At 42.1% G+C, this 26,434-nt stretch carries 30 protein-coding genes; 21 read left to right on the forward strand and 9 right to left on the reverse strand.

The genetic code is table 11. The annotated features are described in order from the left end of the window. Nucleotides 1-69 precede the first annotated feature (69 nt). On the forward strand, nt 70-435 hold the full coding sequence (locus QZZ35_RS02360; protein ID WP_291235992.1) for a hypothetical protein: 366 nt from the start codon (nt 70-72) through the stop codon (nt 433-435). A 53-nt stretch (nt 436-488) separates the two neighbouring features. Here QZZ35_RS02360 and QZZ35_RS02365 read toward each other — a convergent pair whose 3' ends face one another. Both QZZ35_RS02365 and QZZ35_RS02370 read right to left on the reverse strand, forming a co-directional pair. Then, complete coding sequence (locus tag QZZ35_RS02365; protein WP_291235993.1) at nt 489-680, reverse strand: DUF6472 family protein; 192 nt, start codon at nt 678-680, stop codon at nt 489-491. 21 nt (nt 681-701) lie between these two features. Further along, on the reverse strand, nt 702-1,058 hold the full coding sequence (locus QZZ35_RS02370; RefSeq protein ID WP_291235557.1) for a DUF1292 domain-containing protein: 357 nt from the start codon (nt 1,056-1,058) through the stop codon (nt 702-704). Nucleotides 1,059-1,154: 96 nt separating this feature from the next. On the opposite strand from QZZ35_RS02370, the gene QZZ35_RS02375 reads away from it, so the two are divergent. Together QZZ35_RS02375 and QZZ35_RS02380 are read left to right on the forward strand one after the other, a co-directional pair. Next, nucleotides 1,155-1,310 (forward strand): hypothetical protein, encoded by a 156-nt coding sequence (locus QZZ35_RS02375; RefSeq protein WP_291235994.1) that lies wholly within the window; start codon nt 1,155-1,157, stop codon nt 1,308-1,310. Nucleotides 1,311-1,357: 47 nt separating this feature from the next. Further along, nucleotides 1,358-2,683: an MATE family efflux transporter gene (locus tag QZZ35_RS02380; RefSeq protein ID WP_291235995.1), complete on the forward strand. Its 1,326-nt coding sequence runs from the start codon at nt 1,358-1,360 to the stop codon at nt 2,681-2,683. A 66-nt stretch (nt 2,684-2,749) separates the two neighbouring features. On the opposite strand, the gene QZZ35_RS02385 is transcribed toward QZZ35_RS02380, so the two are convergent. The 3 genes from QZZ35_RS02385 to QZZ35_RS02395 are packed head-to-tail and all read right to left on the reverse strand — an operon-like array spanning nt 2,750 to nt 5,527. Next, nucleotides 2,750-3,943: an ATP-grasp domain-containing protein gene (locus tag QZZ35_RS02385; protein WP_291235996.1), complete on the reverse strand. Its 1,194-nt coding sequence runs from the start codon at nt 3,941-3,943 to the stop codon at nt 2,750-2,752. Between the two features lie 37 nt (nt 3,944-3,980). Next, the gene (locus QZZ35_RS02390) at nt 3,981-4,739 is read right to left on the reverse strand and encodes an esterase family protein (protein ID WP_291235997.1); all 759 of its coding nucleotides are present in this window, start codon (nt 4,737-4,739) and stop codon (nt 3,981-3,983) included. Between the two features lie 26 nt (nt 4,740-4,765). Next, entirely contained in the window at nt 4,766-5,527 is a 762-nt protein-coding gene (locus QZZ35_RS02395) for an alpha/beta hydrolase (RefSeq protein ID WP_291235998.1), read from the reverse strand. Nucleotides 5,528-5,762: 235 nt separating this feature from the next. On the opposite strand from QZZ35_RS02395, the gene spoVT reads away from it, so the two are divergent. From spoVT to yaaA, 6 genes are all read left to right on the forward strand, one after another. Then, nucleotides 5,763-6,311 carry a stage V sporulation protein T gene (spoVT, locus tag QZZ35_RS02400; protein ID WP_291235999.1) on the forward strand — a complete coding sequence of 183 codons (549 nt, stop codon included), beginning with the start codon at nt 5,763-5,765 and terminating at the stop codon, nt 6,309-6,311. A gap of 142 nt (nt 6,312-6,453) precedes the next feature. Then, nucleotides 6,454-6,816: a DUF1622 domain-containing protein gene (locus QZZ35_RS02405; RefSeq protein ID WP_291236000.1), complete on the forward strand. Its 363-nt coding sequence runs from the start codon at nt 6,454-6,456 to the stop codon at nt 6,814-6,816. Between the two features lie 106 nt (nt 6,817-6,922). Next, on the forward strand, nt 6,923-7,678 hold the full coding sequence (larB, locus tag QZZ35_RS02410) for a nickel pincer cofactor biosynthesis protein LarB (RefSeq protein WP_291236001.1): 756 nt from the start codon (nt 6,923-6,925) through the stop codon (nt 7,676-7,678). Further along, the gene (locus QZZ35_RS02415) at nt 7,675-8,289 is read left to right on the forward strand and encodes a thiamine phosphate synthase (RefSeq protein ID WP_291236002.1); all 615 of its coding nucleotides are present in this window, start codon (nt 7,675-7,677) and stop codon (nt 8,287-8,289) included. Before larB ends, QZZ35_RS02415 begins: the two co-directional genes overlap by 4 nt. Nucleotides 8,290-8,380: 91 nt before the next feature. After that, nucleotides 8,381-8,926, forward strand: a complete 546-nt coding sequence (locus QZZ35_RS02420; RefSeq protein WP_291234653.1) for an isochorismatase family protein — start codon at nt 8,381-8,383, stop codon at nt 8,924-8,926. Between the two features lie 7 nt (nt 8,927-8,933). Further along, nucleotides 8,934-9,671, forward strand: a complete 738-nt coding sequence (yaaA, locus tag QZZ35_RS02425) for a peroxide stress protein YaaA (RefSeq protein ID WP_330635432.1) — start codon at nt 8,934-8,936, stop codon at nt 9,669-9,671. 54 nt (nt 9,672-9,725) lie between these two features. Here the strand turns inward: yaaA and hydG are convergent, their stop codons facing one another. The 4 genes from hydG to QZZ35_RS02445 all read right to left on the reverse strand — a co-directional run bounded on the left by hydG (nt 9,726) and on the right by QZZ35_RS02445 (nt 13,152). Then, a complete protein-coding gene (gene hydG / locus QZZ35_RS02430) occupies nt 9,726-11,144 on the reverse strand; it encodes a [FeFe] hydrogenase H-cluster radical SAM maturase HydG (RefSeq protein WP_291236004.1) in 1,419 nt (472 codons plus the stop codon). 1 nt (nt 11,145) lies between these two features. Then, nucleotides 11,146-12,207: a [FeFe] hydrogenase H-cluster radical SAM maturase HydE gene (hydE, locus tag QZZ35_RS02435; RefSeq protein ID WP_291236005.1), complete on the reverse strand. Its 1,062-nt coding sequence runs from the start codon at nt 12,205-12,207 to the stop codon at nt 11,146-11,148. A gap of 17 nt (nt 12,208-12,224) precedes the next feature. Next, nucleotides 12,225-12,470 carry a TM1266 family iron-only hydrogenase system putative regulator gene (locus tag QZZ35_RS02440; protein ID WP_291234649.1) on the reverse strand — a complete coding sequence of 82 codons (246 nt, stop codon included), beginning with the start codon at nt 12,468-12,470 and terminating at the stop codon, nt 12,225-12,227. 241 nt (nt 12,471-12,711) lie between these two features. Further along, nucleotides 12,712-13,152 (reverse strand): HD domain-containing protein, encoded by a 441-nt coding sequence (locus QZZ35_RS02445; RefSeq protein WP_291236006.1) that lies wholly within the window; start codon nt 13,150-13,152, stop codon nt 12,712-12,714. Between the two features lie 157 nt (nt 13,153-13,309). Here QZZ35_RS02445 and QZZ35_RS02450 point away from each other — a divergent pair, with 157 nt between their 5' ends. The 12 genes from QZZ35_RS02450 to QZZ35_RS02505 all read left to right on the forward strand — a co-directional run bounded on the left by QZZ35_RS02450 (nt 13,310) and on the right by QZZ35_RS02505 (nt 26,313). Beyond that, nucleotides 13,310-14,503, forward strand: a complete 1,194-nt coding sequence (locus QZZ35_RS02450) for an ABC transporter substrate-binding protein (protein ID WP_291236007.1) — start codon at nt 13,310-13,312, stop codon at nt 14,501-14,503. Nucleotides 14,504-14,688: 185 nt separating this feature from the next. Then, nucleotides 14,689-15,576: a branched-chain amino acid ABC transporter permease gene (locus QZZ35_RS02455; RefSeq protein WP_291234525.1), complete on the forward strand. Its 888-nt coding sequence runs from the start codon at nt 14,689-14,691 to the stop codon at nt 15,574-15,576. 9 nt (nt 15,577-15,585) lie between these two features. Next, nucleotides 15,586-16,560, forward strand: coding sequence for a branched-chain amino acid ABC transporter permease (locus QZZ35_RS02460; protein ID WP_330635433.1), 975 nt, complete (start codon nt 15,586-15,588; stop codon nt 16,558-16,560). A 1-nt stretch (nt 16,561) separates the two neighbouring features. After that, nucleotides 16,562-17,320: an ABC transporter ATP-binding protein gene (locus QZZ35_RS02465; protein WP_291236008.1), complete on the forward strand. Its 759-nt coding sequence runs from the start codon at nt 16,562-16,564 to the stop codon at nt 17,318-17,320. An 11-nt stretch (nt 17,321-17,331) separates the two neighbouring features. Continuing rightward, nucleotides 17,332-18,042 (forward strand): ABC transporter ATP-binding protein, encoded by a 711-nt coding sequence (locus QZZ35_RS02470; protein WP_291234522.1) that lies wholly within the window; start codon nt 17,332-17,334, stop codon nt 18,040-18,042. An 11-nt stretch (nt 18,043-18,053) separates the two neighbouring features. Continuing rightward, nucleotides 18,054-18,680 (forward strand): cytidylate kinase-like family protein, encoded by a 627-nt coding sequence (locus QZZ35_RS02475; RefSeq protein WP_291236009.1) that lies wholly within the window; start codon nt 18,054-18,056, stop codon nt 18,678-18,680. A 73-nt stretch (nt 18,681-18,753) separates the two neighbouring features. Next, the gene (locus QZZ35_RS02480; protein ID WP_291236010.1) at nt 18,754-19,734 is read left to right on the forward strand and encodes a DUF3089 domain-containing protein; all 981 of its coding nucleotides are present in this window, start codon (nt 18,754-18,756) and stop codon (nt 19,732-19,734) included. 180 nt (nt 19,735-19,914) lie between these two features. Further along, on the forward strand, nt 19,915-20,619 hold the full coding sequence (locus QZZ35_RS02485) for an ABC transporter ATP-binding protein (protein WP_291236011.1): 705 nt from the start codon (nt 19,915-19,917) through the stop codon (nt 20,617-20,619). 13 nt (nt 20,620-20,632) lie between these two features. Next, entirely contained in the window at nt 20,633-24,385 is a 3,753-nt protein-coding gene (locus tag QZZ35_RS02490; RefSeq protein ID WP_291236012.1) for an FtsX-like permease family protein, read from the forward strand. 13 nt (nt 24,386-24,398) lie between these two features. Next, nucleotides 24,399-24,929, forward strand: coding sequence for a cysteine hydrolase family protein (locus tag QZZ35_RS02495; RefSeq protein ID WP_291234518.1), 531 nt, complete (start codon nt 24,399-24,401; stop codon nt 24,927-24,929). A 15-nt stretch (nt 24,930-24,944) separates the two neighbouring features. After that, nucleotides 24,945-25,910, forward strand: a complete 966-nt coding sequence (locus tag QZZ35_RS02500) for a tRNA dihydrouridine synthase (protein WP_291236013.1) — start codon at nt 24,945-24,947, stop codon at nt 25,908-25,910. Then, the gene (locus tag QZZ35_RS02505) at nt 25,903-26,313 is read left to right on the forward strand and encodes a phosphate-starvation-inducible PsiE family protein (RefSeq protein ID WP_291236014.1); all 411 of its coding nucleotides are present in this window, start codon (nt 25,903-25,905) and stop codon (nt 26,311-26,313) included. The genes QZZ35_RS02500 and QZZ35_RS02505 overlap by 8 nt, the downstream gene beginning before the upstream one ends. The last annotated feature ends 121 nt before the right edge of the window (nt 26,314-26,434 follow it).

Consider the following 26,434-nt stretch of genomic DNA (forward strand, 5'->3'; position numbering starts at 1 on the left):
TTCTGAAAGCCAGAGAAGTATTGGAAAAGATCAAAGAGGTCTTATAAAAGAATAGAAAAGGGGATAAAGATGAAAATTTGTAAAAAATGCAATCACACATTTGACGATTCAGCCGGCTTTTGCCCGGATTGCGGCGAGAAACTACAAATCATCAAGTATGAAGAACCAAAAAAAACTTCAAAGTTTTTAGGAGCTATAAAAAACAAATCTGAAGAATATGATAATAATTCAAAATCAGTGACACGTTATTTTGCCGCTATTGCATCTATAATTGGATTTATTGTGGCATGGTATATAAGAAGTACGGTAATTGGATTCGCTTTTGCGATAGTCGGTGTTTTATACGGAGTATTTTCAAAGAATACGGTGAATCAAGTGGTGTCTCTTGTCGTCGGTATTATTACAATTTTACTTTGTTTTATGGTAGGATTCTAAATTATGAAAAAGGGTGTCCAGGGGTGGATGTGAACTCATCCCCCGGACACCCTTTACATCTGTTTTCTTACAACAGCATATTCATTATCATTTCTATAATATGGACAGGAATACCGGTCATCGGAAATCAGATGTGCATATTCATCTTCGTCCATATCCATGTCGCACATGTAGGCTTCATAGTCTTCATCATACGTAAAATAAAGACAAGTGTCGCAGCTTGTCTGAGGCTTCTTTTTTTTCATAAAGTATCGCTCCGGAATATTTTACATCATTGTCTGGTCAAGAATCTTACCGAGGGCATCGGCAGCCTTTTTATATTCATCATCATCTTCGATGTTTGTTAAAATCGGCTGTCCATTCTCTGTCGTGGAAAATCCGTACATATAAATTTCACCATCATGATTTTCGCCTTTTTCATCTAATGGAAGAAGTACAATATAGTTTTTGTCATCTACCGGGAAAGTTGTTACAACAGCACATGTAACAGTTGAGTGATCTTCTAAAGTTAATGTGATTGTTTTATAGGTATTTGCTGTGCTGCTGCCGCAGTCACATCCGCAAGTGGAGCAGTCGCTTGAACAGCTTTCAGTGCTGCAGTCATTTTTTAATTCTTCGCTCATATCTAAACCTCTCTTTTTTCGTTATTTATCCATATTAGCAGATGGAAAGGAGAATTGCAATGATTGGAAGATTTTTCGAGAAAATTGTGATATAATATGGCGGATTCCCTGATTTTTGGGAATGTTCTGGAAAGTGAAGCACTGGCGGCTGTAGCATCTTCAGGAAGTCTGATTTTTCTTCTGGTTGTTTTTTTAACGGGATGGCATCCGTATGATGCGGAATTCGTTCGGTTATATTTATCATTTATCTGATCAACGTGGACTGGATGCATAGTTATGAGTGATAGGGAGGAATTTTTATGGAGAAGACATCAAGCAGAGATATTACTCGGGGAAGTATATGGAAGAATTTATTATTATACTTTTTTCCGATTTGGTTTGGGTCTATTTTTCAGCAGATGTATACGACAATCGATGCGGTTGTGGTAGGAAGATTTGTGGGAAAAGAAGCTCTTGCGGCTTTGGGTGGAACGTCGGGGCTTCTGGTAGATTTGTCGGTAGGATTTTTTATCGGGGCTTCTGCGGGAGCAGGTGTTGTGATTTCACACTGTTATGGAGCGAGGGACAATGAACGATTGACTTATGCGGTTCGGACTTCGATGAAACTTGCAGTGTTGTCTGGTTTAATGTTGATGGTATTGGGTTTTTGGGGGACACCCTTTGCACTCAAGTGTATGAATACACCGTCGGATGTTATGGAAGGTGCTATTCTTTATCTTAGAGTGTATTTTTTGGGTGTGATTCCTTCGCTGCTGTATAATATGGGATCGGGTATTCTTCGTGCAGTCGGGGATGCTAAACGCCCATTATATTTTTTGATTTTTACAACATTTGTGAATATTGGCTTGGATATTCTTTTTGTTGCCATTTTTAAGATGGGTATTTTTGGTGCTGCTCTTGCAACGGTTCTGTCTCAGACAGCCAGTGCAGGTCTCGTATTGAGGACGCTTTTGAAAACAAAGGAGAGTTATCGACTTGAATTAAGAAAATGTTCGATATATTCGGAAGTTTTAAATAAGATTATTCGTATCGGATTACCATCTGGTTTTCAGTATATGCTGTATACAGTATCGAATATTGTTATTCAGGCAAGGGTTAATCTATTTGGCACAGATGTAGTAGCCGCTTGGACGGCAATCAGCAAATTGGATGGTATTTTCTGGTTGACAATGTCAGCTTTTGGGACAGCAGTGATGACATTTACTGGACAAAATTATGGTGCGGGAAAAATAGATAGAGTACGTAAGGGCGTATGGGCTGGATTAGGAATTTCTATCGGTTTAACAGCAGGGATTTGTATTCCTATCCTGACATTTTCCAAATCCTTGATTGGAATCTTTACAACGGATCCGGTTGTCATGACATTAGGATTACAATATACATTTTTTCTTGTTCCAACCTACTTTACCTATACAGGAACGGAACTTCTCAGCGGGGTTATTAAAGGAAAAGGAAACAGTTTGGTGCCAATGATCATTACAGGAATAAGTGCTTTTGGAATCAGGAGCTTGTGGGCAATATTTGCACCTTCTGTCTGGCCGGGGATGAATACAGTTATGATGAGTTATCCGATCTCATGGTCTATATCGACGATATTATTTATTTTATATTATAAATGGGACTAATTGGGGACAGATTCCGTGACTCGATAGTTTTTAACTATTGAGTCACGGAACCTGTCCCCGTTGTTTTTATCTACATTCGAGAACGTCTTTATAGAATTCGTCCATAGCTTCTCTTGTAGGGAAGGTTGCCATGTACATCTGATTACCCATAGCACCTGCGAGAACATCCGGAATACGGCCGACCATCTTCATACATGAGCCATATTTTGCCATAATATCGTCGTGGCTCATAACGAAGTTTTTGCCGTCACGAAGTCCGGCGTAAGCACAGAAGGCATGCTCACCGACTGGTTTTGTCGAATAGCCAAATGCGATCATATCGGCCCAGATCTTATATACATCGGTACTGTGAGCGAAGTTGATCATATCCGGTGTGAAGCCGCCGCTTGGACGCATGTTGACTTCAAGGGCAACAACATCGCCTTTTTTACCCATACCTTCCTGGTCATCAAGGAGGCGGAAGAATTCAAAGTGGATAAAACGGTTTTTAACGTTAAAGCTTTTAACTGTTGCACGTCCGGCTCTTCGAGTATCTTCAGGAAGATCTTTCTGGATATAGTAGATGGAGTTGCTTGCGTTATTGACAACATCCATAAGGGAAAATGGTGTTACATTTCCTGTTTCAAATAAAGGTTCGCCATTTGCATCAATGATGGCATCGTAGGAAATAATTTCACCGTTGATGAATTCTTCCATAATATATGTGATCTCCGGCCATTTTTCGCTGAAGAACCAAGCCATGTCGTCATCATTTTTGATTTTAAATGTGTGGGATGCACCAACACCGTTATCCGGTTTGGCAACGATCGGATAACCAACTTCTCTTGAAAAAGCAATACAGTTTTCAAAGGTATCCACAAGATGGTAGCGTGCTGTCGGAATGCCGGCTTTCTGGTAAAATTCTTTCATTTTGGATTTGTATTTGATTCTTGGAATATCTTCTGTCTGGAAACCGCTGGTGATATTAAAGTCTGTACGAAGTCTTGCATCCCGTTCCAGCCAGTATTCGTTGTTGGATTCCAGCCAGTCGATACGTCCGTATTTGTAAATGAAGAATGCAACAGCGCGATAAACTTCATCGTCATTTTCCAGATTGCTGACTTTATAGTATTCATTCAGACTGTTTTTTAAATTTGGATCAAGTTCATCATAAGGCTGATCACCGATACCGAGAACGTTCAGGCCATTGTTTTTCAGTTCACGGCAGAACATCCAATAATTTGTTGGAAAATTAGGGGAGATAAAGATAAAATTTTTCATAACATTTCCTCGCTTTACTTTATATTTTATAACAGTTTTATCGTTGTCTGAGCAGCCACGGCAGGAAGTAAACAACCTGACGGTACCACCAGTTCCAATCATGGGCACAGTCATAACCCCAGAAGTCTACCCATGTATGGATGCCTTTTCTCTGAAGGATATCTGCCATCTGGCGTGTAGAATCCGGCACTTCCCAAGGACCCTGACCCACACAGATGACGGAGCGTCCGCGGTTATACATAGGAATGTATGGATGATCTTCAGGCATGTTGGCAAGATAGTGAACCGGGGAATTCATATAAACTTTTTCGTTCATAAAAGTTCCGAAACCATATTCGGAGGTAAAAATACCGCTTAATGCCAATGTACCGTCAAACAGTTCAGGAAATCTGAAGAAAAGATTGGCTGCATGGGTTGCTCCGAGACTGCATCCGAAAGTGAGGATTCCCAGATCTGCATCTTCACCGTTTCGGTCTCTTACCATGGCATGGATGGAAGGAACAAGTTCTCTGGTAATGTATGTAATCCACTGTTCATAGCGGTCAATACGCCATTCGGCATTCCCCCATGTATCGGACCAGGTTTCTTTGTCGATTGTGTCAATGGAGAATACCATAACCTGGCCGGCTTCGATCCATGGTGACCATACATCTGTCATCTTAAAATTTTCAAAGTCAAAAAAGCGTCCATCCTGACAAGGGATAAATAATACCGGTTTTCCGGCGTGTCCATAGACTTTACATTCCATATCCCGATTCAATGCGGGACTGTACTCTTTAAAATATTGCATTTCCATAGTTTTTTCTCCTGATATGTAGTTTGTCAATTGTAAAGAAGTGTGTTCATAAAAAATGGAATCTGTTTTTCCCAACACGCTTCACAATGTTCACCATTCGGAACGATTCGGGCGTTCAGGAAAATATTCTTTGCTAAAAGCATAGAAGTGACTCGCTGAAATTGTTTTTTCATGCCCGGGTGATTCTGTAATTCTCTGGATCCATAGTCCATATAGAGGCGGGTATTCGGACGCACTCTTGTGCTGCGAATAAGCTTTTCAATGTTCTCAGGATGTGTCCAGAGAGAAGGTGACAGGGCAGCAGCACCGGAAAAATACTTATTATAGGCGATAATGGCATAAAGACTCATCAGTCCGCCCATGGAACTTCCCGCAATAAAAGTATTATTACGGCCCCGAAGTGTTCGATAATATCGGTCGATATCCTTTTTAAAAGTGTGGACAAGCCACTCCATGGTCGCTTTACCATAACCGGTCACCAGACCAAAATAGGGATCATCAAATGTGTATGGAGAATATTCCATCAGCCGTCCGTTATCCGGACTGTGGTTACATTCAACGGCGGCAATAATGATTTCTGTGCCGGTAAAATCCATATATTCTTTCATTCCCCAACATTTGCCGTAAGTTGCGTCTGAATCAAAGAATACATTATGACCATCAAACATATATAAAACAGGATAACGCCGGCGAGTATCTTCATTGTAAGATTCCGGCAGATAAATGTATGCACATCTTTCTTCAGGTCCGGTAGGAGCGGGAAAGATGACAGTCCACTTTTTTACCATAACTAGTCTAATCTCCAATCTGTGTTTTATCAGTAAAATATGGCTTAAATATAGCATAATTAATGATGAATTGCAAGTGTGTAATGATTTAAAGTGATAAAGTAAAAGGTTCCTGTATGCGTGTCGGAGATTTTCGTTGATATTATACAGGCGAATAAAAATTTTTCATTTACAGATACTATGGAAAGAAACGGAAAGTAACGTTAAAAGGTACTGTGAATGGAGGATTTTTATTATGAAAGCTACAGGAATTGTCCGACGCATAGATGATCTTGGACGTGTTGTGGTACCAAAGGAGATTCGAAAAACGCTGCATATACGGGAAGGTGATCCGCTTGAAATATTTACGGATCGGGAAGGTGAGATCATCTTAAAAAAATATTCACCGATCGGTGAAATGGGCGGTTTTGCGAAAGCGTATGCGGAAGCACTGGCACAGAGTACGGGACATTTGGTAAGCATTGCAGATAAAGATAGTCATATTGCAGCAGCGGGAAACGGAAAAAGAGATTTGTTAAATAAGCCTGTCAGCAAATCGGTGGAAGAAGTGTTGGAAAATCGTCAGATTGTATCTTTTACTGCCTTAGACAAAGGGTATATTCCGCTTACAGAGGGAGAGAATCAGCCTTATGGAGCGGTTGTGATTTGTCCGGTTATTTCTGAGGGGGATGTGATTGGATCGGTTATTATTGCCAATAAAGACCGGAAGGAGCCGATGGGTGAGGTGGAGAAAAAGCTGGCGATGGCAGCGGCCGGATTTCTCGGGAGACAAATTGAACAGTAAAAATGAATGCCTCCAATTTAAAATGGGGGCATTTTGAACATAAAATATATATTATTTTGAAATAATATGTATAATTCAACAATTTCCGGGTTTACTTCTCTGAGGAAATATATTAAAATGGTGAAAAGAGAGGAGTGGAACTATGGAAGAGGTAGTATTACATCATGGACATGAATTAATGTATATGGTGGCTGAGTATGTTATTTTATCTTTTGAGATCGTTGGTATCCTGATTTTGATTTTTTCAGGTATCTGTGGCGTTATCAATTGCTTGAAGAGGGATGCGGAAACCGGTTTAAAATTATCTGAAGGTATGAGTATGGCACTTCAGTTCCTTTTAGGAGGAGAGATTTTAAAAACGGTTGTAGTAGCAGATATGGAATCACTGCTTCATGTAGGCGGTATTGTAGTTCTTCGAGTTGCATTGACATTGCTGACCCATTGGGAGCTCAAGAATCATAAACAAGAGCTGGAAGAACACCATAAGGAAGAAGAACATAAGTAATGATAAAACAAGGATATTTTCCGTAGAATGTTGGAAGATATCCTTTTTATTTTTGCAGGGATATGGTAAATTAGAATAGGTTATCTTTGGTGGAAAGGGAAATTAAATGGATGTACATGAATTATTATTGAAGGTTCAGAATCGGGAGATGGATCTGAAGACGGCAGAGGAATATTTAAAAAAACTGCCATATGAGGATTTGGGTTTTGCAAAACTTGATCATCACAGAGCACTTCGTTCCGGTTTTGGTGAGGTTGTTTATTGTGCGGGAAAAACAACCGAACACCTGGTAAAAATATTTGAGAGTTTTGCGGAACGTCAGAGTAATGTATTGGGAACACGAGCTTCGAAAGAACAGTATGAGGCGGTTCGAAACCTGCTTCCGGAAGCTGTTTATGATGAATTGTCACGAACGATTTATCTTCAGTATAATGTTCCGAAACTTGAAGGACGCATTGCGGTCTGCACCGGAGGCACGTCAGATATTCCGGTAGCCGAGGAAGCTGCCCGAACAGCCGAGTTTTTCGGTTGTTATGTCGATCGCATCTATGATGTGGGAGTAGCAGGGATCCATCGTCTTTTGTCAAAAGCTGAGCTGATTCGGAAGGCCAATTGTGTGGTGGCCATTGCAGGAATGGAAGGTGCACTTGCCGGGGTTATTGCGGGACTTGTGGATAAACCGGTGATCGGTGTGCCGACGTCTGTGGGTTACGGAGCGAATATGCAGGGAATGTCTGCTTTGCTTACAATGATCAATTCCTGTGCGGAAGGTGTTTCTGTTGTAAATATTGACAATGGATTTGGAGCCGGCTATATGGCGGCCCAGATTAATCGTTTAGCTATAGGAGCGGGTAAAGAATGATTTATGCTATCAGTAATCGGACATTTTTTTCGGATCAGAAAGAATATCTGGCTCAGATTGAAAGCGTTGCGGCGGCAAGACCGGATGGATTTATTCTCAGGGAGAAGGATCTGGATCCGGAGATTTATAAAGAGTTAGCTCAGAAATGTAAAGAGATATGCGATATGTATCATGTTCCTTTGATTGTCAATACTTTCTGGCAGATCAGTCTTGAACTGGGGATTAAGGGCATTCATTTATCCATGTCGGATTTTAAGAAAATGAAGGATGAGGCGATGGATTTTTCAGGGTGGAACAGGGTCGGTGTATCGGTCCACAGCCCGGAGGAGGCGATTTTTGCTCAGAATGCGGGGGCAGATTACCTGATTGCAGGACATATATTTTTAACCGATTGTAAAAAGGGCCTTCCAGCCAGAGGACTGGGATTTTTGTCGGATATCTGTTCTTCGGTGACGATACCTGTGTTTGCCATCGGAGGGATGAATGAGGAACATGGACATCTGGCTGTGCAAGCCGGGGCGTCAGGGGTATGTATGATGTCTGAACTTATGAAGAGCAGGAATCCAAAAAAACTTATCGAGCCCTTTGCCGGGAAGATAAAAGCGGTATAATAGTAATTTATACCAGTACCACCACTGGACGATTGTATGAAAGAATGGTAAAATACTTAGAGAGGCTATTTAATGTAGGAGGAGATTGATTATGATTATTAAAGCAAATGAAACAGCTGCTATTATTGTTGATGTTCAGGAAAAATTAATGCCGGCTATGTATAATGAAGCAATTGTTGAAAGAAATGTGAACCGTCTTGTTTCCGGTTTACAGTTACTTGAAGTACCTATGATTGTGACACAGCAGTATACAAAAGGTATCGGCATGACAATTCCTTCTGTTATTGAAACTTTCGGTGAAGGTTTTAACTATATGGAAAAGACAAGCTTCGGCATTTACGGAGAAGCTCCGATTAAAGAGGCAGTGGATGGACTTGGCAAGAAGAATATCATCGTATGCGGTACAGAAACTCACGTATGTGTACTTCAGACATGTATTCAGTTAAAAGAAGCAGGATTCCAGCCGATCATGGTTGTTGATGCATGCGGTTCCAGACATGAAGAAGATCGTTTATTCGGTATTGAAAGAGCAAAACAGGAAGGTGTTATCGTGACAACTTATGAAGCACTGCTCTTTGAACTTATGGGCGGCGCTACATGTCCTGTATTCCGTCAGATTTCCAAAATCGTAAAATAATATGCGGATGATCATATCACCGGCAAAGAAGATGAATACAACTCCGGATATCCTTGAATTTCAGGGATACCCGGAGTTTATTGAAGATACGGATATTTTGCGCCGGTATATATCCGGTCTTTCCTACGGAGAGGCAAAAGCTCTCTGGAAATGTAATGATAAGATCGCAGAGCAGAATTTTGAACGTTTTCGGGATATGGATCTGAAGAGAAATCTTACACCTGCTCTGATAGCCTATGAGGGGATTCAGTATCAATATATGGCACCGACGGTGATGGATGAAACTTCCCTTGCCTATCTTCAGGAACATCTGCGTATTTTGTCCGGATTTTACGGTATTTTAAAGCCCCTGGACGGTGTCGTGCCTTATCGATTGGAGATGCAGGCTAAAGTTCAGGTAAAAGATTGTAAAAACCTGTACGAGTTCTGGGGGAGACGTCTGGCCGATGTGTTATTCGAAGAAACCGATACGATTATTAATCTGGCGTCGAAGGAATACAGCAAATGTGTTTCAGCCTATCTGACACCGGATATCCGGTTCATCACATGTGTATTTGGCGAGTACAAAGAAGAAAAGATTGTGGAAAAAGGTACGTTTGCCAAGATGGCTCGCGGAGAAATGGTGCGTTTTTTGGCAGAGAGACAGGCAAAAAATACGGACGAGATAAAAGAATTCGATCACCTCGGTTATCAGTTTTCAAAAGAGGCATCGGACGAAAAAACGTTTGTGTTTATTAAAGAATAAAAAACTTCCTCAAAGGTGCATTTTTTATAACACCGGAGAGGAAGTTTTTCTGCTTTAGAACCGGAAGTCACGTTTGCCTTCAGCGATATCTTTCAGATGTTCTCTTGTGAGGCTGCGGACTTTTTCGTTTGTCACATTTTCAAGTTCTTTTTCTATAAGTTTTTCACCGTTTTTCTTTGTCTCTTCAGAAGCATAGTCCATCAGATATTCTTTTAATGTCATCAGTGCATTTGGCTGACAGCAGTTAGAAATCTGACCGGATTTAAGGAGGGACATAAAGCGGTCGCCGGTGCGGCCTTCACGGTAACAGGCTGTACAGAAACTCGGGATGAATCCCATTTCAAGAAGCCAGTTGATGACTTCATCAAGACTTCTTCGGTCGCTGACATCGAACTGGGAAGAATTTTCTTCTTCCGGTTCCGGTTCAACGTAACCGCCAACACTTGTTCTGGATCCGCCGCTGATCTGGGATACGCCAAGCTGAAGCACTTTTTCACGCACACGTTTGGATTCACGGGTGGAGATGATCATACCTGTATAAGGCACAGCGATACGGATGAGAGCAACAATTTTTTCAAAAATTTCATCCGGAATAGCATTGGAGAAGGTGTTTACATCAATATCATCCGCAGGGCATATACGAGGGACACTGATCGTGTGAGGGCCCACGCCCTGAGCGGCTTCCAGATGTTCCGCATGCATTAATAAACCGACAAAATCATAGCGGTACATGTTCAGACCAAAGAGTACGCCGAGTCCCACATCATCGATACCGCCTTCCATAGCACGGTCCATAGCTTCTGTGTGATAAGCGTAATTGCTTTTTGGACCTGTAGGATGAAGGGCTTCATAGCTCTTTTTATTATAGGTTTCCTGAAAGAGAATGTAGGTTCCGATGCCTGCTTCCTTTAATTTACGGTAATTTTCCACTGTGGTTGCGGCAATGTTGACATTGACACGGCGGATGGCACCGTTTTTGTGCTTAATGCTGTAGATCGTCTGAATGCATTCAAGAATGTATTCGATCGGATTGTTGACCGGGTCTTCTCCGGCTTCCAGTGCCAGTCGTTTATGCCCCATATCCTGAAGAGCGATGACCTCACGGCGCACATCTTCCTGAGTCAGTTTTTTTCGGGCAATATGTTTGTTTTTATAATGGTACGGACAGTATGTACAGCCATTGACACAGTAGTTTGACAAATACAGTGGCGCAAACATAACAATACGGTTTCCATAAAAACGGTCTTTAATCTTTTTAGCCAGATGGAACATTTTTTCAACCTCATCCGGCAGATCACATTCCAGAAGAACGGCAGCCTCCCGGTGGCTGATACCTTTCATGTCTTCCGCCTTTTTAAGAATAGCATCCACCAGCGCACGGTTATTTTTATTTTCCTGGGCATATTTCAGGGTTTCCTGGATTTCTTCGTCATTAATAAATTCTTCGGCTTTTAAAGATTTTACATCATACATATCAAACGTCTCCTTTTTTATAGTCGCCTCTGTCGGTCACGATCCGGTAGCCGATACGGCATATTCTTTCTTTTAATTTGTCAATACTCTCTGCGGCTTCTTCACCTGTGCATATCTTGTTGTCGTAGAGAAGATAATTCTTACGCACATCCAGGGGTGAAAGGTTTGGCATCACCACATTGGCTCCGGCGAGAATTCCAAGTTCCCGTCCCTCCGGGTGAATCGTTCCGAGGGCCGTAGTGGATGGGATCAGGGCATTTGGGCGCATGAGGCGCAGAATACTGATCAAGTGCAGTGTGCGCTGCATGCTTCCGGGAGCGCAGTTTTTAAATGGTGTCTCCGAATGAGGGAGAAATGGGCCGATACCGATCATCTCCGGTTCAAATTCATGGATAAACTGCAAGTCTTTTGCCAGATGTTCCGTTGTCTGAAAAGGAGAACCGACCATAAAACCGGTTCCGGTCTGATAACCGATAGATTTCAAATCTCTGAGGCATTGAATCCGGTGTTCACTCCGAAGACGCATTGGGTGAAGTTTTCGATAGTGTTCCGGGTCAGCTGTTTCGTGACGCAGAAGATAGCGGTTAGCTCCGGCATCAAACCATTCCTGATAAGTCGCTTTTTCCCGTTCGCCTACAGACAGCGTAATAGCACAGTCCGGATAGGCACGGCGGATCGAAGCAATAATGTCCGTCATGGCATGATCTGTATAAGACATATCTTCACCGCCCTGAAGGACAAAAGTCCGAAACCCCAGATCATAGCCGATACGGCAGCATTCCAGAATAGTTGATTTTGATAAATGATAGCGTACCGCATTCAGATTACTTTTTCGGATGCCGCAGTAAAAGCAGTCATTCCGGCAAAAGTTGGTAAATTCGATCAGACCGCGGATATAAATATCTTTTCCGAAATGGTGTAAGGCTGTTTCCCTGGCTTCGTGTTGAAGAAATGAGGCATCTTCCGGGTTTTCTTCCAGACCGTTGAGTAAAGTTACAAATTCCTCCGGTTCCAGGCAGCGGTTTTCCTTTAGGCGGCTGATAAGATCGATCAGTTTTCCCATGGATCAAGTTCCTCCTGTCAGATTTTGGAATAAACAGTTTTTGTGCTGACGTCCGGGATCATACCCAGTTTTCCTGAAAGGGCGCTGATGACATTCTGAGGTGCATCAATGACAACACTGATAATAGACAGGCTGCGTTTCGGGTAGGGAATTCCCATGCGTCCGAGAATATAAGGGGAATACTGATGCAAAATGTCATTCAGCCGTTCCACTGAGTCCGGGTTTTCGATAATAATTCCGATAACTGCAATACGCGTTTCCATAGTTCCTCCTGAAAATTATATAAGTGCTTATGATACGAAGATCTTAATAATAAAGAAAACCCTGTCCAACGAAAGAGCTGGACAGGGTAAGGGTATACATTTATGTATCATCCATGTCTTCACTTTCGGGAAATTCCTTAAAGGTCAGCAGATGTATTGAAAATAAATACTGTGGTTTGCCGAAAGACGTATCTTGCGGCGCACCCTTATGCAATCAGTATATGAGGTATTTCTAAAAAAGTCAATGTATATTGACAGATTTTAACAATTGTATGGCGCGGTCATACTTTTCCCATCGTTTAAGCATTTTTTCATCCGGATTTTCTACCCGTGTCTGATCTGAGTTATGATAAAGGTCAGCCAGTTTTACCTGACGGGCAACAGGACACGTTGACAGTCTGGAAATATAATCCATGTAAGGTTCTGCCGGGTTATGTGTCATAAGTTTCAGGGCTGTAAGGATATCTTCATTAAATCCTTCTTTTTCCAGATCGTCGATGGTCCAGTCTGTATCTTCAATAACATCATGAAGAAGTGCGACGATCGTAGAATTTTCATCGGTCATGGATTCAGCAAGATGAAAGGGATGGAAAATGTAAGGAACGCCTGTTTTGTCGACCTGGCCTTCGTGAGCCTTATAAGCAATGCAAAGCGCTTTTTTTGTCATGGGTGTGTAAATCATTTATTAAGCCTCCCTGGATATTGTAGGATATAATCATTATACTACTGAAAAATCATAGGTGAAAGTAATTGTTTTTTGGAATTATTATGTAGAAAACATTGACAATACGGGCATTGCGGTATTAAAATAAACGATAAAATATAAGGAGGAAAACGACATGAAGAAAATGACAAAATTTATGAGTGTGGCATTGGCAGCAACTCTGGCAGCAGCATCCTTAACAGCATGCGGCGGTTCAGGAAAAACAGAAACAAAAGCAGCTGATGAGACAAAAGCAGCAGGTGAAGCAACAGCAGACGGTGAAGTGTTTACAATCGCAGGTATCGGTCCTATGACAGGTGACGCTGCTTCCTACGGTATCTCTGTAAAACAGGGTGCTGAAGTTGCTATCAATGAAATTAATGCAGCAGGCGGTGTACAGGTTGGCGATACAACTTATACATTAAACCTTATTTTTGAAGATGATGAAGCTACAGAAGATAAAGCAATTCAGGCTTATAACGCTGTTATGGACCAGGGTGCAGATGCAATCCTCGGATGCGTAACAAGTGGTGCATGTATTGCTATTACAGATTTAACAGCTGAAGATGGTATTTTACAGATCACTCCATCCGGTTCAGCACTTGATTGTACAAAGAATGATAACGCATTCCGTGTCTGCTTTACAGACCCGGCTCAGGGTGTAAGCATGGCTGATATGGCTGTTGAAACTCTTGGATATAAGAAGATTGCAGTTCTTTATGATAATTCTTCTGATTACAGCATGGGTATCAAAGAAGCATTTGAAGAAGAAGTTGCAGCTAAAGGAGGCGAGATTGTAGCAAGTGAAGCTTTCGCAGGTTCTGACGTTGACTTCAATACACAGCTGACATCCATCAAGGGAACAGATGCAGAAGTTATCTTTGTACCGGCATATTATCAGCAGGTTACATACATCACAAAACAGGCTAAAGAAATGGGTATGGAACTTCCATTCCTCGGCAGTGACGGATGGGACGGTGTTCTTGGAACAGTAACAGATGCATCTACAGTAGAAAACGCTATTTTCTTAAGCCCATTCTTCGCAGCAGATCCATCCGATAATGTTACAGCATTCGTAGCTGCATACGAAGAAGCTTATAAAGCAACACCTGACCAGTTCGCAGCAGACGCATATGATACTATATATGCAATGAAAGCTGCTATGGAAAAAGCTGGTTCTGTTGAAAGTGCAGATCTGATCGCAGCTATGACAGAGATCACAGTAGATGGTCTTACAGGTGAAGGTATCACATGGACAGCAGATGGTGAACCAAACAAAGGATGTAAATTTATCCAGATCAAAGATGGTGCTTATACACTGTATGAATAATACTGATTTTTAAGCTGAAGCAGGAGACGCCGATGTCCCTTTCCGGGGAACATCGGCGTTTTTTTCATGTTTTACTGACAAAAATTGGTTTTTTACGGATAAATCCTTGCAAGCAGGAACTGATTATATTAAAATATATACTTAGTTTAACACTATAATACTATAATATAGAAAGGTGGAGAGTGATGAGTCTGATTAATAATCTGATCGAACAGTTGATTAATGGATTGAGAACGGGAAGTATCTATGCACTGATTGCTCTGGGATATACGATGGTATACGGTATTGCAAAGATGATTAACTTTGCACATGGCGATATTATTATGGTTGGTGCCTATGCCCTTTATGTATTTACATCTTTGCTGGGGCTGCCTGTTCCTGTGTGCATTATTCTGACTATTATTGCATGTGCAGTCCTCGGTGTGCTTGTAGAACGTATTGCGTATAAACCATTGAGAAATGCACCATCATTGGCAGTACTGATCACAGCCATCGGTGTAAGTTATTTTCTTCAGAATGTGGCTCTGCTTATTTTTAAAGCAACACCGATTCCGTTTGGCTCAGTGATCAAAGTGCCATCAATTAAAATCGGAGGCGTTCATATTTCCGGAATCACAATTGTAACTTTTGCCGTAACAGTAATCGCAATGGTCATTTTAACCTGGTTTATTAATAAAACAAAGGCAGGAAGTGCCATGAGAGCTGTATCTGAAGATAAGGGCGCGGCATCTTTAATGGGAATCAATGTGAATAAAACAATTTCCATGACATTTGCCATTGGTTCGGCCCTTGCGGCAGTTGCCGGTATTCTGTTTATCTGTCAATATGAATCCTTATCTCCGACGCTGGGAGCCCTGCCGGGTATTAAGGCCTTTGTTGCGGCAGTTCTCGGAGGTATCGGAAGTATTCCGGGAGCGATGCTCGGGGGTATCGTTCTGGGCATTATCGAGAGTTTATCAAAAGCTTACATATCTACACAGCTCGCAGATGCGATTGTTTTCGGTGTGCTTGTTATTGTATTACTTGTAAAACCATCCGGTTTACTTGGTAAGATGAAAGCAGAGAAAGTGTAGGTGTCGGTTGTGAAGAATAAAAAGATAAGCAAATCAACGATTTTAAATATTATTATTGCGATTGTGGTTTATGCTGCAGTCATGGCATTGATTAAAGGCGGATTTTTAGGACGACAGGCTATGTCTATCATTATTCCTTGCTGTATCAATGTAATGCTGGCGGTTTCCCTTTGTCTTTTAGTCGGATTCCTCGGAGAGCTGACTCTGGGACATGCGGGATTCATGTCGATCGGTGCTTATGCCGGTGCTTTGACAACAAATGCACTTGATCTGCCTCCTGTGGTTGAGCTGATTATCGGTTTACTTGTTGGCGGTATTATGGCAGCACTGTTCAGTTTTATCATTGGTCTTCCGGTTCTTCGTCTGAAGGGCGATTATCTGGCCATTGTCACATTGGGATTCGGTGAGATCATTAAATCGGTCATCAACTCACTTGGTGTGACCGGCGGAGCAAAGGGTCTGACAGGTATTGGAGCATACAGTAATTATAAAAACTTTACCTTTGTTTATATTGTTGTTCTGATTACGATCCTTGTTATTTCCAATCTGGTAAAATCCAGACACGGACGTGCCATCTGTGCTGTTCGTGATAATTATATCGCAGCAGAAGCAGTGGGTATTAAAGTCAGCAAATTTAAGACAATGGCTTTTGTTATTTCCGGATTTTTTGCCGGAATGGCCGGTGTATTTTATGCACATAACGTTGGTATTTTGAAACCGATCAACTTTGATTACAACAAGTCTATTGAGATCCTTGTTATGGTTGTTCTTGGCGGTATGGGTAATATTAAAGGTGCGATCATTGCAGCGGTAATATTGACAGCGCTTCCGGAAGTACTCCGTGGGGCAGCGGATTTCCGTATGTTGTTATACGCTGTTGTTCTTATTGCAATGATGCTCTTTAACAATTCGAAGTTTAAACTTGCACTTATTGAAAAACGTAACCTTAAAAAGGCGATGAGCATTCAGAAGGAGGGAGAATAGTATGGCTTTACTGGAAGTTAGAAATTTAGGAATCTCCTTTGGCGGTCTTCGTGCTGTTGATGATCTGAATATGGATATTGAGCAGGGCGCACTTGTAGGTCTGATCGGACCGAACGGTGCCGGAAAGACGACGGCCTTTAACCTTCTGACAGGCGTGTATCAGCCGAGTGACGGTTCGATCAAGCTGGACGGACAGCAGCTTGTCGGAAAGACACCGACAGATATCTGTAAGTCGGGTGTGGCCAGAACTTTTCAGAACATTCGTCTGTTTTCAAAGATGTCTGTATTGGACAATGTTAAGGTTGCACTTCATAATCACATTGAATACAGTCTGGCTGAAAGCTTTTTCCACTTTGGGAATTATTCCAAAAAAGAAAAAGAGATGGATGAAAGAGCTCTGGATATATTAAAGGTTTTCGGACTGGATACCTATGCGGATGCACTGGCGTCCAATCTGCCGTATGGTAAGCAGAGAAAACTTGAGATCGCCCGTGCCCTTGCAACAGAACCGAAATTGCTCCTTCTTGATGAACCGGCTGCCGGTATGAATCCAAACGAAACGAAAGAATTGATGGACACGATTGAACTGATCCGTGAAAAATTCCACGTAACGATTCTTTTGATCGAACATGATATGAAGCTTGTATCCGGTATTTGTGAGTACCTTTATGTATTGAATTTCGGTATGGAACTGGCTCATGGCGAACCGTCTGTTGTTCTGAATGATCCTAGAGTAATCACAGCATATCTGGGTGAGTAGGAGGTAGTGTCATGGCAATGTTAAAAGTTACAGATTTACAGGTATATTATGGCGTTATTCAGGCAATCAAAGGCCTTTCATTTGAAGTTAATGAAGGTGAAGTCATTGCCCTGATCGGTGCCAACGGTGCCGGAAAAACAACAATTCTTCATACCATTACCGGACTGGTTGAGGCGAAGAGCGGAACGGTGGAATTTGAAGGAAAGAATATTACAAAGATGCCGGGACATAAGATCGTGACATTGGGTATGGCTCATGTGCCTGAAGGCCGACGGGTTTTTGCCGAGCTGAGTGTTCTTGAGAATTTGAAGATGGGTGCTTATACCCGTAAAGATAAGAATGAGATCGCTCAGTCACTTGAGATGGTTTACAAACGTTTCCCTCGTCTGGAGGAACGTAAAAATCAGCTTGCAGGAACATTATCCGGCGGTGAGCAGCAGATGCTGGCGATGGGACGCGCACTTATGTCTCATCCGAAGATCATTCTTATGGATGAGCCGTCTATGGGACTTTCACCGATTTTTGTAAATGAAATTTTTGATATTATCAAAGAAGTCAGTGCCAGCGGCACAACCGTACTTCTTGTTGAACAGAATGCCAAAAAAGCATTGAGCATTGCAGATCGTGCATATGTTCTTGAGACCGGAAAGATTGTTCTTGAAGGCGATGCGAAAGAACTGATGAATGATGAGTCCGTTAAGAAAGCATATCTGGGTGAATAGGAGGATGAAATATGGGTCATACAGTAATCACAATTGCGCGTCAGTATGGCAGCGGCGGTAAGACAATCGGAAAGATGTTGGCAGAAGATCTGGGCATTCATTTTTACAACCGTGAGATTCTTCGGATGGCTTCAGATGAAAGTGGTATTAATGAGCAGTTATTTGGTCAGGTGGATGAGCGTGTCAAGACGAATCTTTTATACAGAATCGCAAAAAGAATTCGCAATGAAGAAGTCCTTCCGCCGGACAGCGATGATTTCCTGTCGACAAATAATCTTTTCAACTATCAGGCAAAAGTCATCAGACAGCTGGCTGATGAGGAATCCTGTGTGATCATTGGCCGTTGTGCGGATTATGTGCTTCAGGATTATGATAATGTTGTCAGTGTTTTCATTCACGGACCTTATGATTTCTGTCTTGAACAGGCGATGAAAGTCAATGCAAAGTCTGAGAGTGAAATGCGCAAATATATGGAAAAACGCGATAAATATCGTGGTGAATATTATAAATATTATACCGGCAAAGACTGGTTTGATGCACGAAATTATCATTTATGTCTGGACAGCAGCAAGCTCGGTTTTGATGGCTGTGTTGAAGCAATTAAAGCATATATGAAAGTTCGCGGTCTTAGCGTATAATGAATAAAAAGCTTTCCCGTTGAGAGTGCTCATGGGGGAGCTTTTTCAATTATTTTATATGGGAGACGATGATATGAGAAACCGATTAAAGATGCTTGTAATGACTGTTTTAATGGTATGTTTTTGTCTGACCGGATGTTCGGGCGGCAAGAAAAATGTAGATTATTCCAAAGCAGAAAACTGGGCCTATTGTGAAAATGATAAAACGGATATGGATGCAGATGTGTTCTTCATTTGTCCTACAGTCTACAGCGGAAGTGAAGATTCATGGAATATGGCCATGGACGATGAGGATACTAAACAAAGTTTTGTTGGGGCCATTAACATGGAAAAGGGAATTTATGATCAGGACAGTCGTTTTTTTGCACCATATTATCGGCAGGCAGGGCTGAATGCCTACACAGTAGATGCAGAGGAAAGGGAGCCTTATATTCAGGCGGCATATGAGGATGTGAAAGAAGCATTTGCCTATTATATGGACCATTATAATGAAGGAAGACCGATTGTGATCGCCGGTTTTTCCCAGGGCGGTGACCTTGCGGTACGATTATTAAAAGATTGTTTTGATGAGGAAGCGGTTGCAGATCTTCTCGTTGGGTGTTATGCGATCGGCTGGAGTGTGACAGAAGAAGAATTAAAGGAATATCCTCATTTGAAATTTGCGTCAGGTGAAATTGATACAGGAGTTATTGTGGCTTTTGAGTGTGAATCCGAAGATGTGGAAGATTCCGTCATCATTCCAAAAGGAACAAAGACGCTGGCAATTAATCCATTGAACTGGAAGACAGACAGCACGATGGCAGATAAAACATGTAATCTTGGTGCGTGTTTTACAGACTATTCCGGTGAGATCCAAATAGAGATTCCCGAATTGACGGGGGCTTATATTGATCCTGTCCGGGGAGCGTTAAAAGCAACCGATGTAACGTCAGAAGAATATCCGGCAGTGCTCGATATATTTGAAGATGGTGTGTTCCATCTTTATGATTATCAGTTTTTCTACCGGAACCTCCAGGAAAATGTACATATGCGGATTCAGGCCTATTTACAGTAAAATGGTTTGACTTAGGAAGCTTTTCTGAACTGTTTGAAGTTTCAGAAGAGCTTTCTTTGTTTAATTCTAAAGTTTTTGTGAACTTAAGTTCACCTTGGTTGAAATCCGAACATAAACCCTTTATAATTGAAATATTAATTAGAAATCTTGACGGAAGTTATACATAAAGGAGGAGTATGGATGGATGCTTATGTTAAGCTTGAGGATGTGACGAAAGTTTATCGTATGGGTGAGATTGAGATTCGTGCAGCAGACGGCATAAATTTTGAAATTATGAAAGGGGAGTTTGTTGTCATTGTGGGTCCCAGCGGCGCGGGAAAGACAACCGTTCTGAATGTTCTCGGGGGAATGGACACGGCAACCGATGGCAATATATGGGTTGATGGAAAAAATATTGCAAAGTATAATCAAAGGGAGCTGACCGCTTATCGACGTAATGATATCGGCTTTGTATTCCAGTTTTATAATCTGATTACGAATCTGACTGCTCTGGAGAATGTGGAACTGGCACTGCAGATCTGCAGAGATCCTCTCAGTGCGAAGCATGTCCTTGTCGATGTGGGACTGGAAGATCGTATGAAGAATTTTCCTTCCCAGTTGTCCGGAGGTGAACAGCAGAGAGTTTCTATTGCCAGAGCTTTGGCAAAAAATCCAAAATTGCTGCTCTGCGATGAGCCGACAGGTGCGTTAGATTATAATACAGGTAAACAGATTCTGAAGCTTTTGCAGGATATGTGCCGGCAAAAGGGCATGACGGTCATTGTGATTACCCACAACCTGGCGATTGCACCGATGGCAGATCGTGTTATTAAAATTAAAAATGGTAAAGTATCTTCAATAAAAGTGAATGAAAAACCGGTGCCGGTTGAAACGATTGAGTGGTAAGCGGGGCGATCATATGAGAAAAAAAGCATTGGCGAAAGATTTTCGTATGGAAATCAAAAACAGTTTAAATCGATTTTTGTCCATATTTTTCATTGTCGCATTGGGCGTTTCTTTTTTTGCCGGTGTCCGGGCATCGGAACCGGATATGCGATATTCGGGAGACGCCTATTTTGATGAACATCAATTGATGGATTTAAAGGTTTTAAGTACGCTGGGAATAACAGAGAATGATATTCGGGAACTGGGTTCGCTGGAAGGCGTTGAGATTGTTGAACCGGGGTACATGGCGGATGTTTTATCCCTTATGGGGGACAGCGAGCGGATTATTCATGTAGAATCGCTTCCGGAGACGATGAATCAGGTGGATGTGGTTGAAGGAAGACTTCCGGAGAATCTAAAGGAATGTGTTATTGATGCAGATGCAGCCCAGTCCCACGACATAGAGATCGGGGATATACTTACCTTCAAATCCGGAACGGATAAAGATCTTGAAGATACTCTGGCATCGAATCAGTTTGAAGTTGTGGGAACCTGCACCAGTCCGGTATATATTTCTTTTGACAGAGGCAGTACCAATATAGGCAATGGCGAGATCGATATGTTTGCCTATGTTCAGGAGGAGAGTTTTACTCAGGAAGTTTATACTCAGGCATGGGTTCGAGTATTAGGTGCCGAAGATGCGGTGGCTTTTACGGAAGAGTATAAGAATATTGTCGATGCAGTGAAAGAACGGGTGGAATCGATTTCCGATGTTCAATGTGATATCCGTTATGCGGAGATTATGGATGAAGCGAATGGGGAGATTGAAGAAGCGGAATCGGAACTTGATAAAGCAAAAGAAGAAGCGGAATCAGAGCTTGCCGAGGCAGAGCAAAAGCTTCTGGATGGAGAGAAGGAGCTGGAGGACGGCAAGGCGGAACTGGCATCATCAGAGAAAAAACTGGCTGACGGTAAGAATGAACTGATTGCCAGCCGGAGCACGTTGGATTCGGGATGGAGTCAATATAACAGCGGGATGCAAGAGATGGCTTCCGGGAAGGAACAATTGACACAGGCGGCAGCACTTTTGTCGGAAAATGAGGCTCAGATTGTCCAGGGTGAGTCAGCGATAGCAGCGGCAGAAAAAGAAATTGCCGATAATGAAGCAAAACTGATTGAAGGCGAAGCGGCCATAGCGGTGGCAGAAAAAGAAATTGCTGAGAATGAAGCTGCAATTTTGGCCGGGGAAGAGGCATTAAAAGCTGCGGAGGATGAGATTGCAGCGAAAGAACAGGAGCTTATTCCGCTTGAGCAGGCACTCGGGGAAGCAAAGGAAAAGGTGGCAGCCCTTGATGAAGGATGGCAGCAGTATGAAGCGGCCTTAGCAAATTTAGATGTGATGAAGCAGCAATTGAGCGAGCTGGAGCAGTTGATCGGGGAAGGTACGGCGACGGAAGAACAGGTGGCTGAGGCCGAGCAGCTTCGCACGACCATTACTCAGACGGAACGGGAACTGGCAGTTCAGAGGATACAGTTGGAAGCCATGGAGGCTATGCGTCCGGCAGCGGAAGCAATCATTGAAAAGGAAGGCGAGATTGTCTCCGGACGGGAGCAGATCGAGGCAGGAAAAGCAGAGATCGCATCTCAGAGATCTGCGTTAGAAGAAGGACGCAGGCAGTTGGAAGCCGGAAAGGCGGAGATCATATCTCAGAAGGCTTCGTTAGAAGAAGGACGCAGGCAGCTGGAAGCCGGTAAGTCTGAGCTTGTATCTCAAAAAGCCGCATTAGAAGAGGGACGTCATCAGTTGGAAGCCGGTAAGTCTGAGCTTGAGAAGCAAAGACGGGTTTTGGCAGAAGGGGAAGCAGTACTTCAGGCTTCCTACCTTCAGTTGGTGGATGGAGAAACGGCCTATAAGAGCGGATGGGCACAGATCGCTGACGGGGAAGCACAGATTGCAGAAGCTTATAGTCTGATCAGAAAAAATGAACAAAAACTTTCGGATGGATGGAAAGACTATGAAGATGGAAAAAAAGAAGCCCGGGAAAAGATTGAGGATGCAGAAGTAAAAATACAGGATGCGAAAGATGAAATTGCAGATATCGAAAAACCGGTGTGGTATATTTATGATCGGGATGATAATAAGGATTACAGCGGATACTCAGACAATGCGGACAGAATGGGCGCGATCGGAAAGGTCTTCCCTATTCTTTTCTTTCTTGTTGCTGCCCTCGTCAGTCTGACGACCATGACACGAATGGTTGAAGAACAGCGGATGCAGATCGGTACTTTAAAGGCACTTGGATACAGCAAATTCTCAATTGCCGGAAAATATATCGGATATGCACTTATGGCAACCCTTGGAGGTTCTCTTGTCGGAATACTTATTGGTCAGAAGATTTTTCCCTACATTATTGTAACAGCTTATAAAATTATTTATTTCCATATACCGGATGTGGTAATACCTTATAATATCGGTTATGCTGTAATGGCATCCGTGGCGGCTGTGGCCTGTACCATGCTTGCAACGGTGAGTGCATGTCACCGGGCTTTAATGGCCCAGCCGGCGAATCTGATGCGTCCGGAAGCTCCACAGGGAGGAAAGCGCATTCTTCTTGAACGTATTCCTTGGATCTGGATGAATCTGAATTTTACATGGAAATCCACATTCCGAAATTTGCTTCGATATAAAAAGCGATTTTTCATGACCGTTTTTGGTATCGGCGGATGTATGGCACTTATGCTTGTTGGTTATGGTCTTAAAGATTCGATTATGGATGTGGCAAGACTTCAATTTCGAAAGATCCAGACATATGATCTGATGGCGATTATTGATGAAGACATCAGCCCATCGGAGAAAGCAGCTCTTGATGGCCAGCTTGAAAAGGACAGCAGAATATCCGATTATATGGATGGCTATATGCGTCTGACAGAGATGAGGTCAGGAGATTCCAAAAAGGATGTGTATCTGTATGTTCCTTCCGAACTGGATAAGATGGATGCGTTTGTTACATTTAATAGCAGGACAACAGGGGAAAGGTGGCAGATGGATGAAAACAGTGTTATTTTGACTGAAAAAGCCGCAAAGGATATGAATATATCTGTGGGAGATGAGGTCGAATTAAAACTGGATGATGATCATACAATTACAGTCCAAATCACAGATATATGTGAAAATTATTTATCCCATTACTTATATATGTCACCTCAGATGTATAAATCTCTTTTAGGTGAGGAAATAGAATATAATTGTATTTTTGCTTCGGTAACAGAAGAAGCTGAGGATCAGGTCAATGCAATCGGTGAAGAATTTCTGAAGAGCGACAGTGTGCTCACAGTCAGCTATACAAATAGTATGGAGAGCGATTTGGAAGATATGCTGGGCGTTCTTGACAGTGTTATCATTGTTCTGATCGTTTCTGCCGGTATGCTGGCCTTTGTTGTACTTTACAACCTGAACAATATTAATATTAACGAGCGAAAGAGAGAATTGGCCACCTTAAAAGTGCTTGGTTTTTATGATATGGAAGTCGGTGCCTACGTTTATCGAGAAAATATTCTTCTGACGATCATCGGTGCGGGCGTGGGTGTTATTCTTGGCAAGGTGCTGCATTTATTTATTGTGGAGACAGTGGAAGTAGAGCAGACAATGTTCGGGCGGAATATAACGCTGAACAGTTATCTTCTCGCGATTGCGTTTACAATATTATTTTCACTTATTGTAAATGGAGTTATGTATTTTAAACTGAAAAAAATTGATATGGTTGAATCGCTGAAAAGCGTAGAATAAGGAGGAAAAGAAAATGAGTAAATATCTTGTAGTTGTGGACATGCAGAATGATTTTATTGACGGAAGTCTCGGAACACCTGAGGCACAGGCAATATTGCCGAAGGTGATTGAGAAAATCAAAAATTTCAAGGGAGCCGTTGTATATACAAGAGATACCCACGATGAAGATTATCTGGAAACGCTGGAAGGAAAAAATCTTCCGGTGGAACATTGCATCATGGGGACAGAAGGATGGCAGCTTCAGAAAGATATTCAGGAACTTCAGATTTCCGGGCATGGACTTGTCTTTAACAAAGAGACATTTGGTTCCACTCAGATGGCCGGATGTCTGCAGGGAATTGACCGTATGGCATCCATTGACGAAGTGGAGATCGTTGGTCTGTGTACCGATATCTGTGTTCTTGCAAATGCGGTGATCATCCGTACAGCCATGCCGAACTGCGTTGTCCGTGTAGATGCTTCCTGCTGTGCCGGATCAACACCGGAGGCTCACGCATGCGCATTGCAGGCGATGAAATCTCTGCAGATTGAAGTTGTCGAGTAGTGCGGGGAATATGTGATGCAGTTTTATATGGCACCGCTTGAGGGGATCACAGGCTATGTGTTTCGAAATACACATTATGCCTGTTTTCACCCGGCAGATAAATATTTCACACCCTTTATTACACCCGGACTTAACAGCAAAAGAACGTCAAAAGCATTGAAGGATGTACTTCCGGAGAACAACAAAGGACCTTTTATTGTTCCTCAGATTCTCACCAATCGTGGGGATGAATTTATTTACACGGAAAAACAGCTCAAAGAGATGGGATATACAGAGATCAATCTGAACCTCGGCTGTCCTTCGGGAACGGTCGTCGGAAAAAGACGGGGATCCGGATTTCTTGCTTTTAAAGATGAGCTGAATGCATTTTTAGAAGAAATATATAATGCAGCCGAAGTTAAAATATCCATCAAAACGCGAATTGGAAGATACGATCCGGAAGAATTTGATGCCCTTTTGGATATCTATAATCAGTATCCTCTTGAAGAGCTTATTATTCATCCCAGAACACGGGAGGATTTTTATGGCGGCAAACCGAATATGGAAGCTTTCGAACTTGGACTGGAAAAGAGCCGGTGTCCGGTGTGCTATAATGGAGACATTTTTACGAAAGAGGATTATGAGAATTTCATAAAAAAATATCCGCAGGAACAATCTGTAATGATTGGCCGGGGGCTGATTGCCAATCCTGCCCTTTTGGACATTATTCTGGGAGAATCGGATCAAATTGACCGGCAGCGTCTTCGCGAGTTCCATGATCAGATTTATGAAGGTTACAAAGAGATAATGTACGGAGAGACACCGCATCTGTTCAAGATGAAAGAAATCTGGAATTACATGATCTGCCTCTTTGACAATTCCAAAAAGTATGGAAAAAAGATTCGGAAAGTCCAAAAACTGAAAGATTACGATGCGATTATCGATACCTTGTTTGAGACAGAAGAGATTGTGAAAGGAGCGGGATTCAGAAAGAATGAATAAAACAGAAAATGAAAAAACAAAAAGAGATATACAGGATAGAGTATATAAGCTGGCAATTTGTATAGAAACTTTTTTTGCTATTGTCATTGCTATTGTTATTGTTTTGCTTGCGGTTAAGCTCATTACAATTATTTTTCAGCCGGGATTTTTTGTGGATGAGGAATCATTTTCAAATTTTCTTAAAAATGCGTTAGGCCTGGTCGTCGGAGTCGAATTTGTTAAGATGCTTGTACGGCATACGATGGATAATGTGGTGGAAGTATTGATTTTCGCCATCTCAAGACATCTCATCGTCTATCATCTGGAAATCTGGGAGATTCTTATTGGCGTGTTGTGTATGGCCATATTGTTTGCAATACGGAAATTCCTGGTTGTTTCATCGGATGAGGAAAAGCATACATAATTAAAAACAGAATTGTAAAAGCATAAAGGAGCCAGAGTGATTCATAGACGAGTCACTCTGGCTCCTTTTAAAATAGGATACCCAAATGTTCAAGTAATATCTTCAGACCGATACAAATAAG

The organism is Frisingicoccus sp. (assembly GCA_016298055.1).
Lineage (GTDB): Bacteria > Bacillota > Clostridia > Lachnospirales > Lachnospiraceae > Frisingicoccus.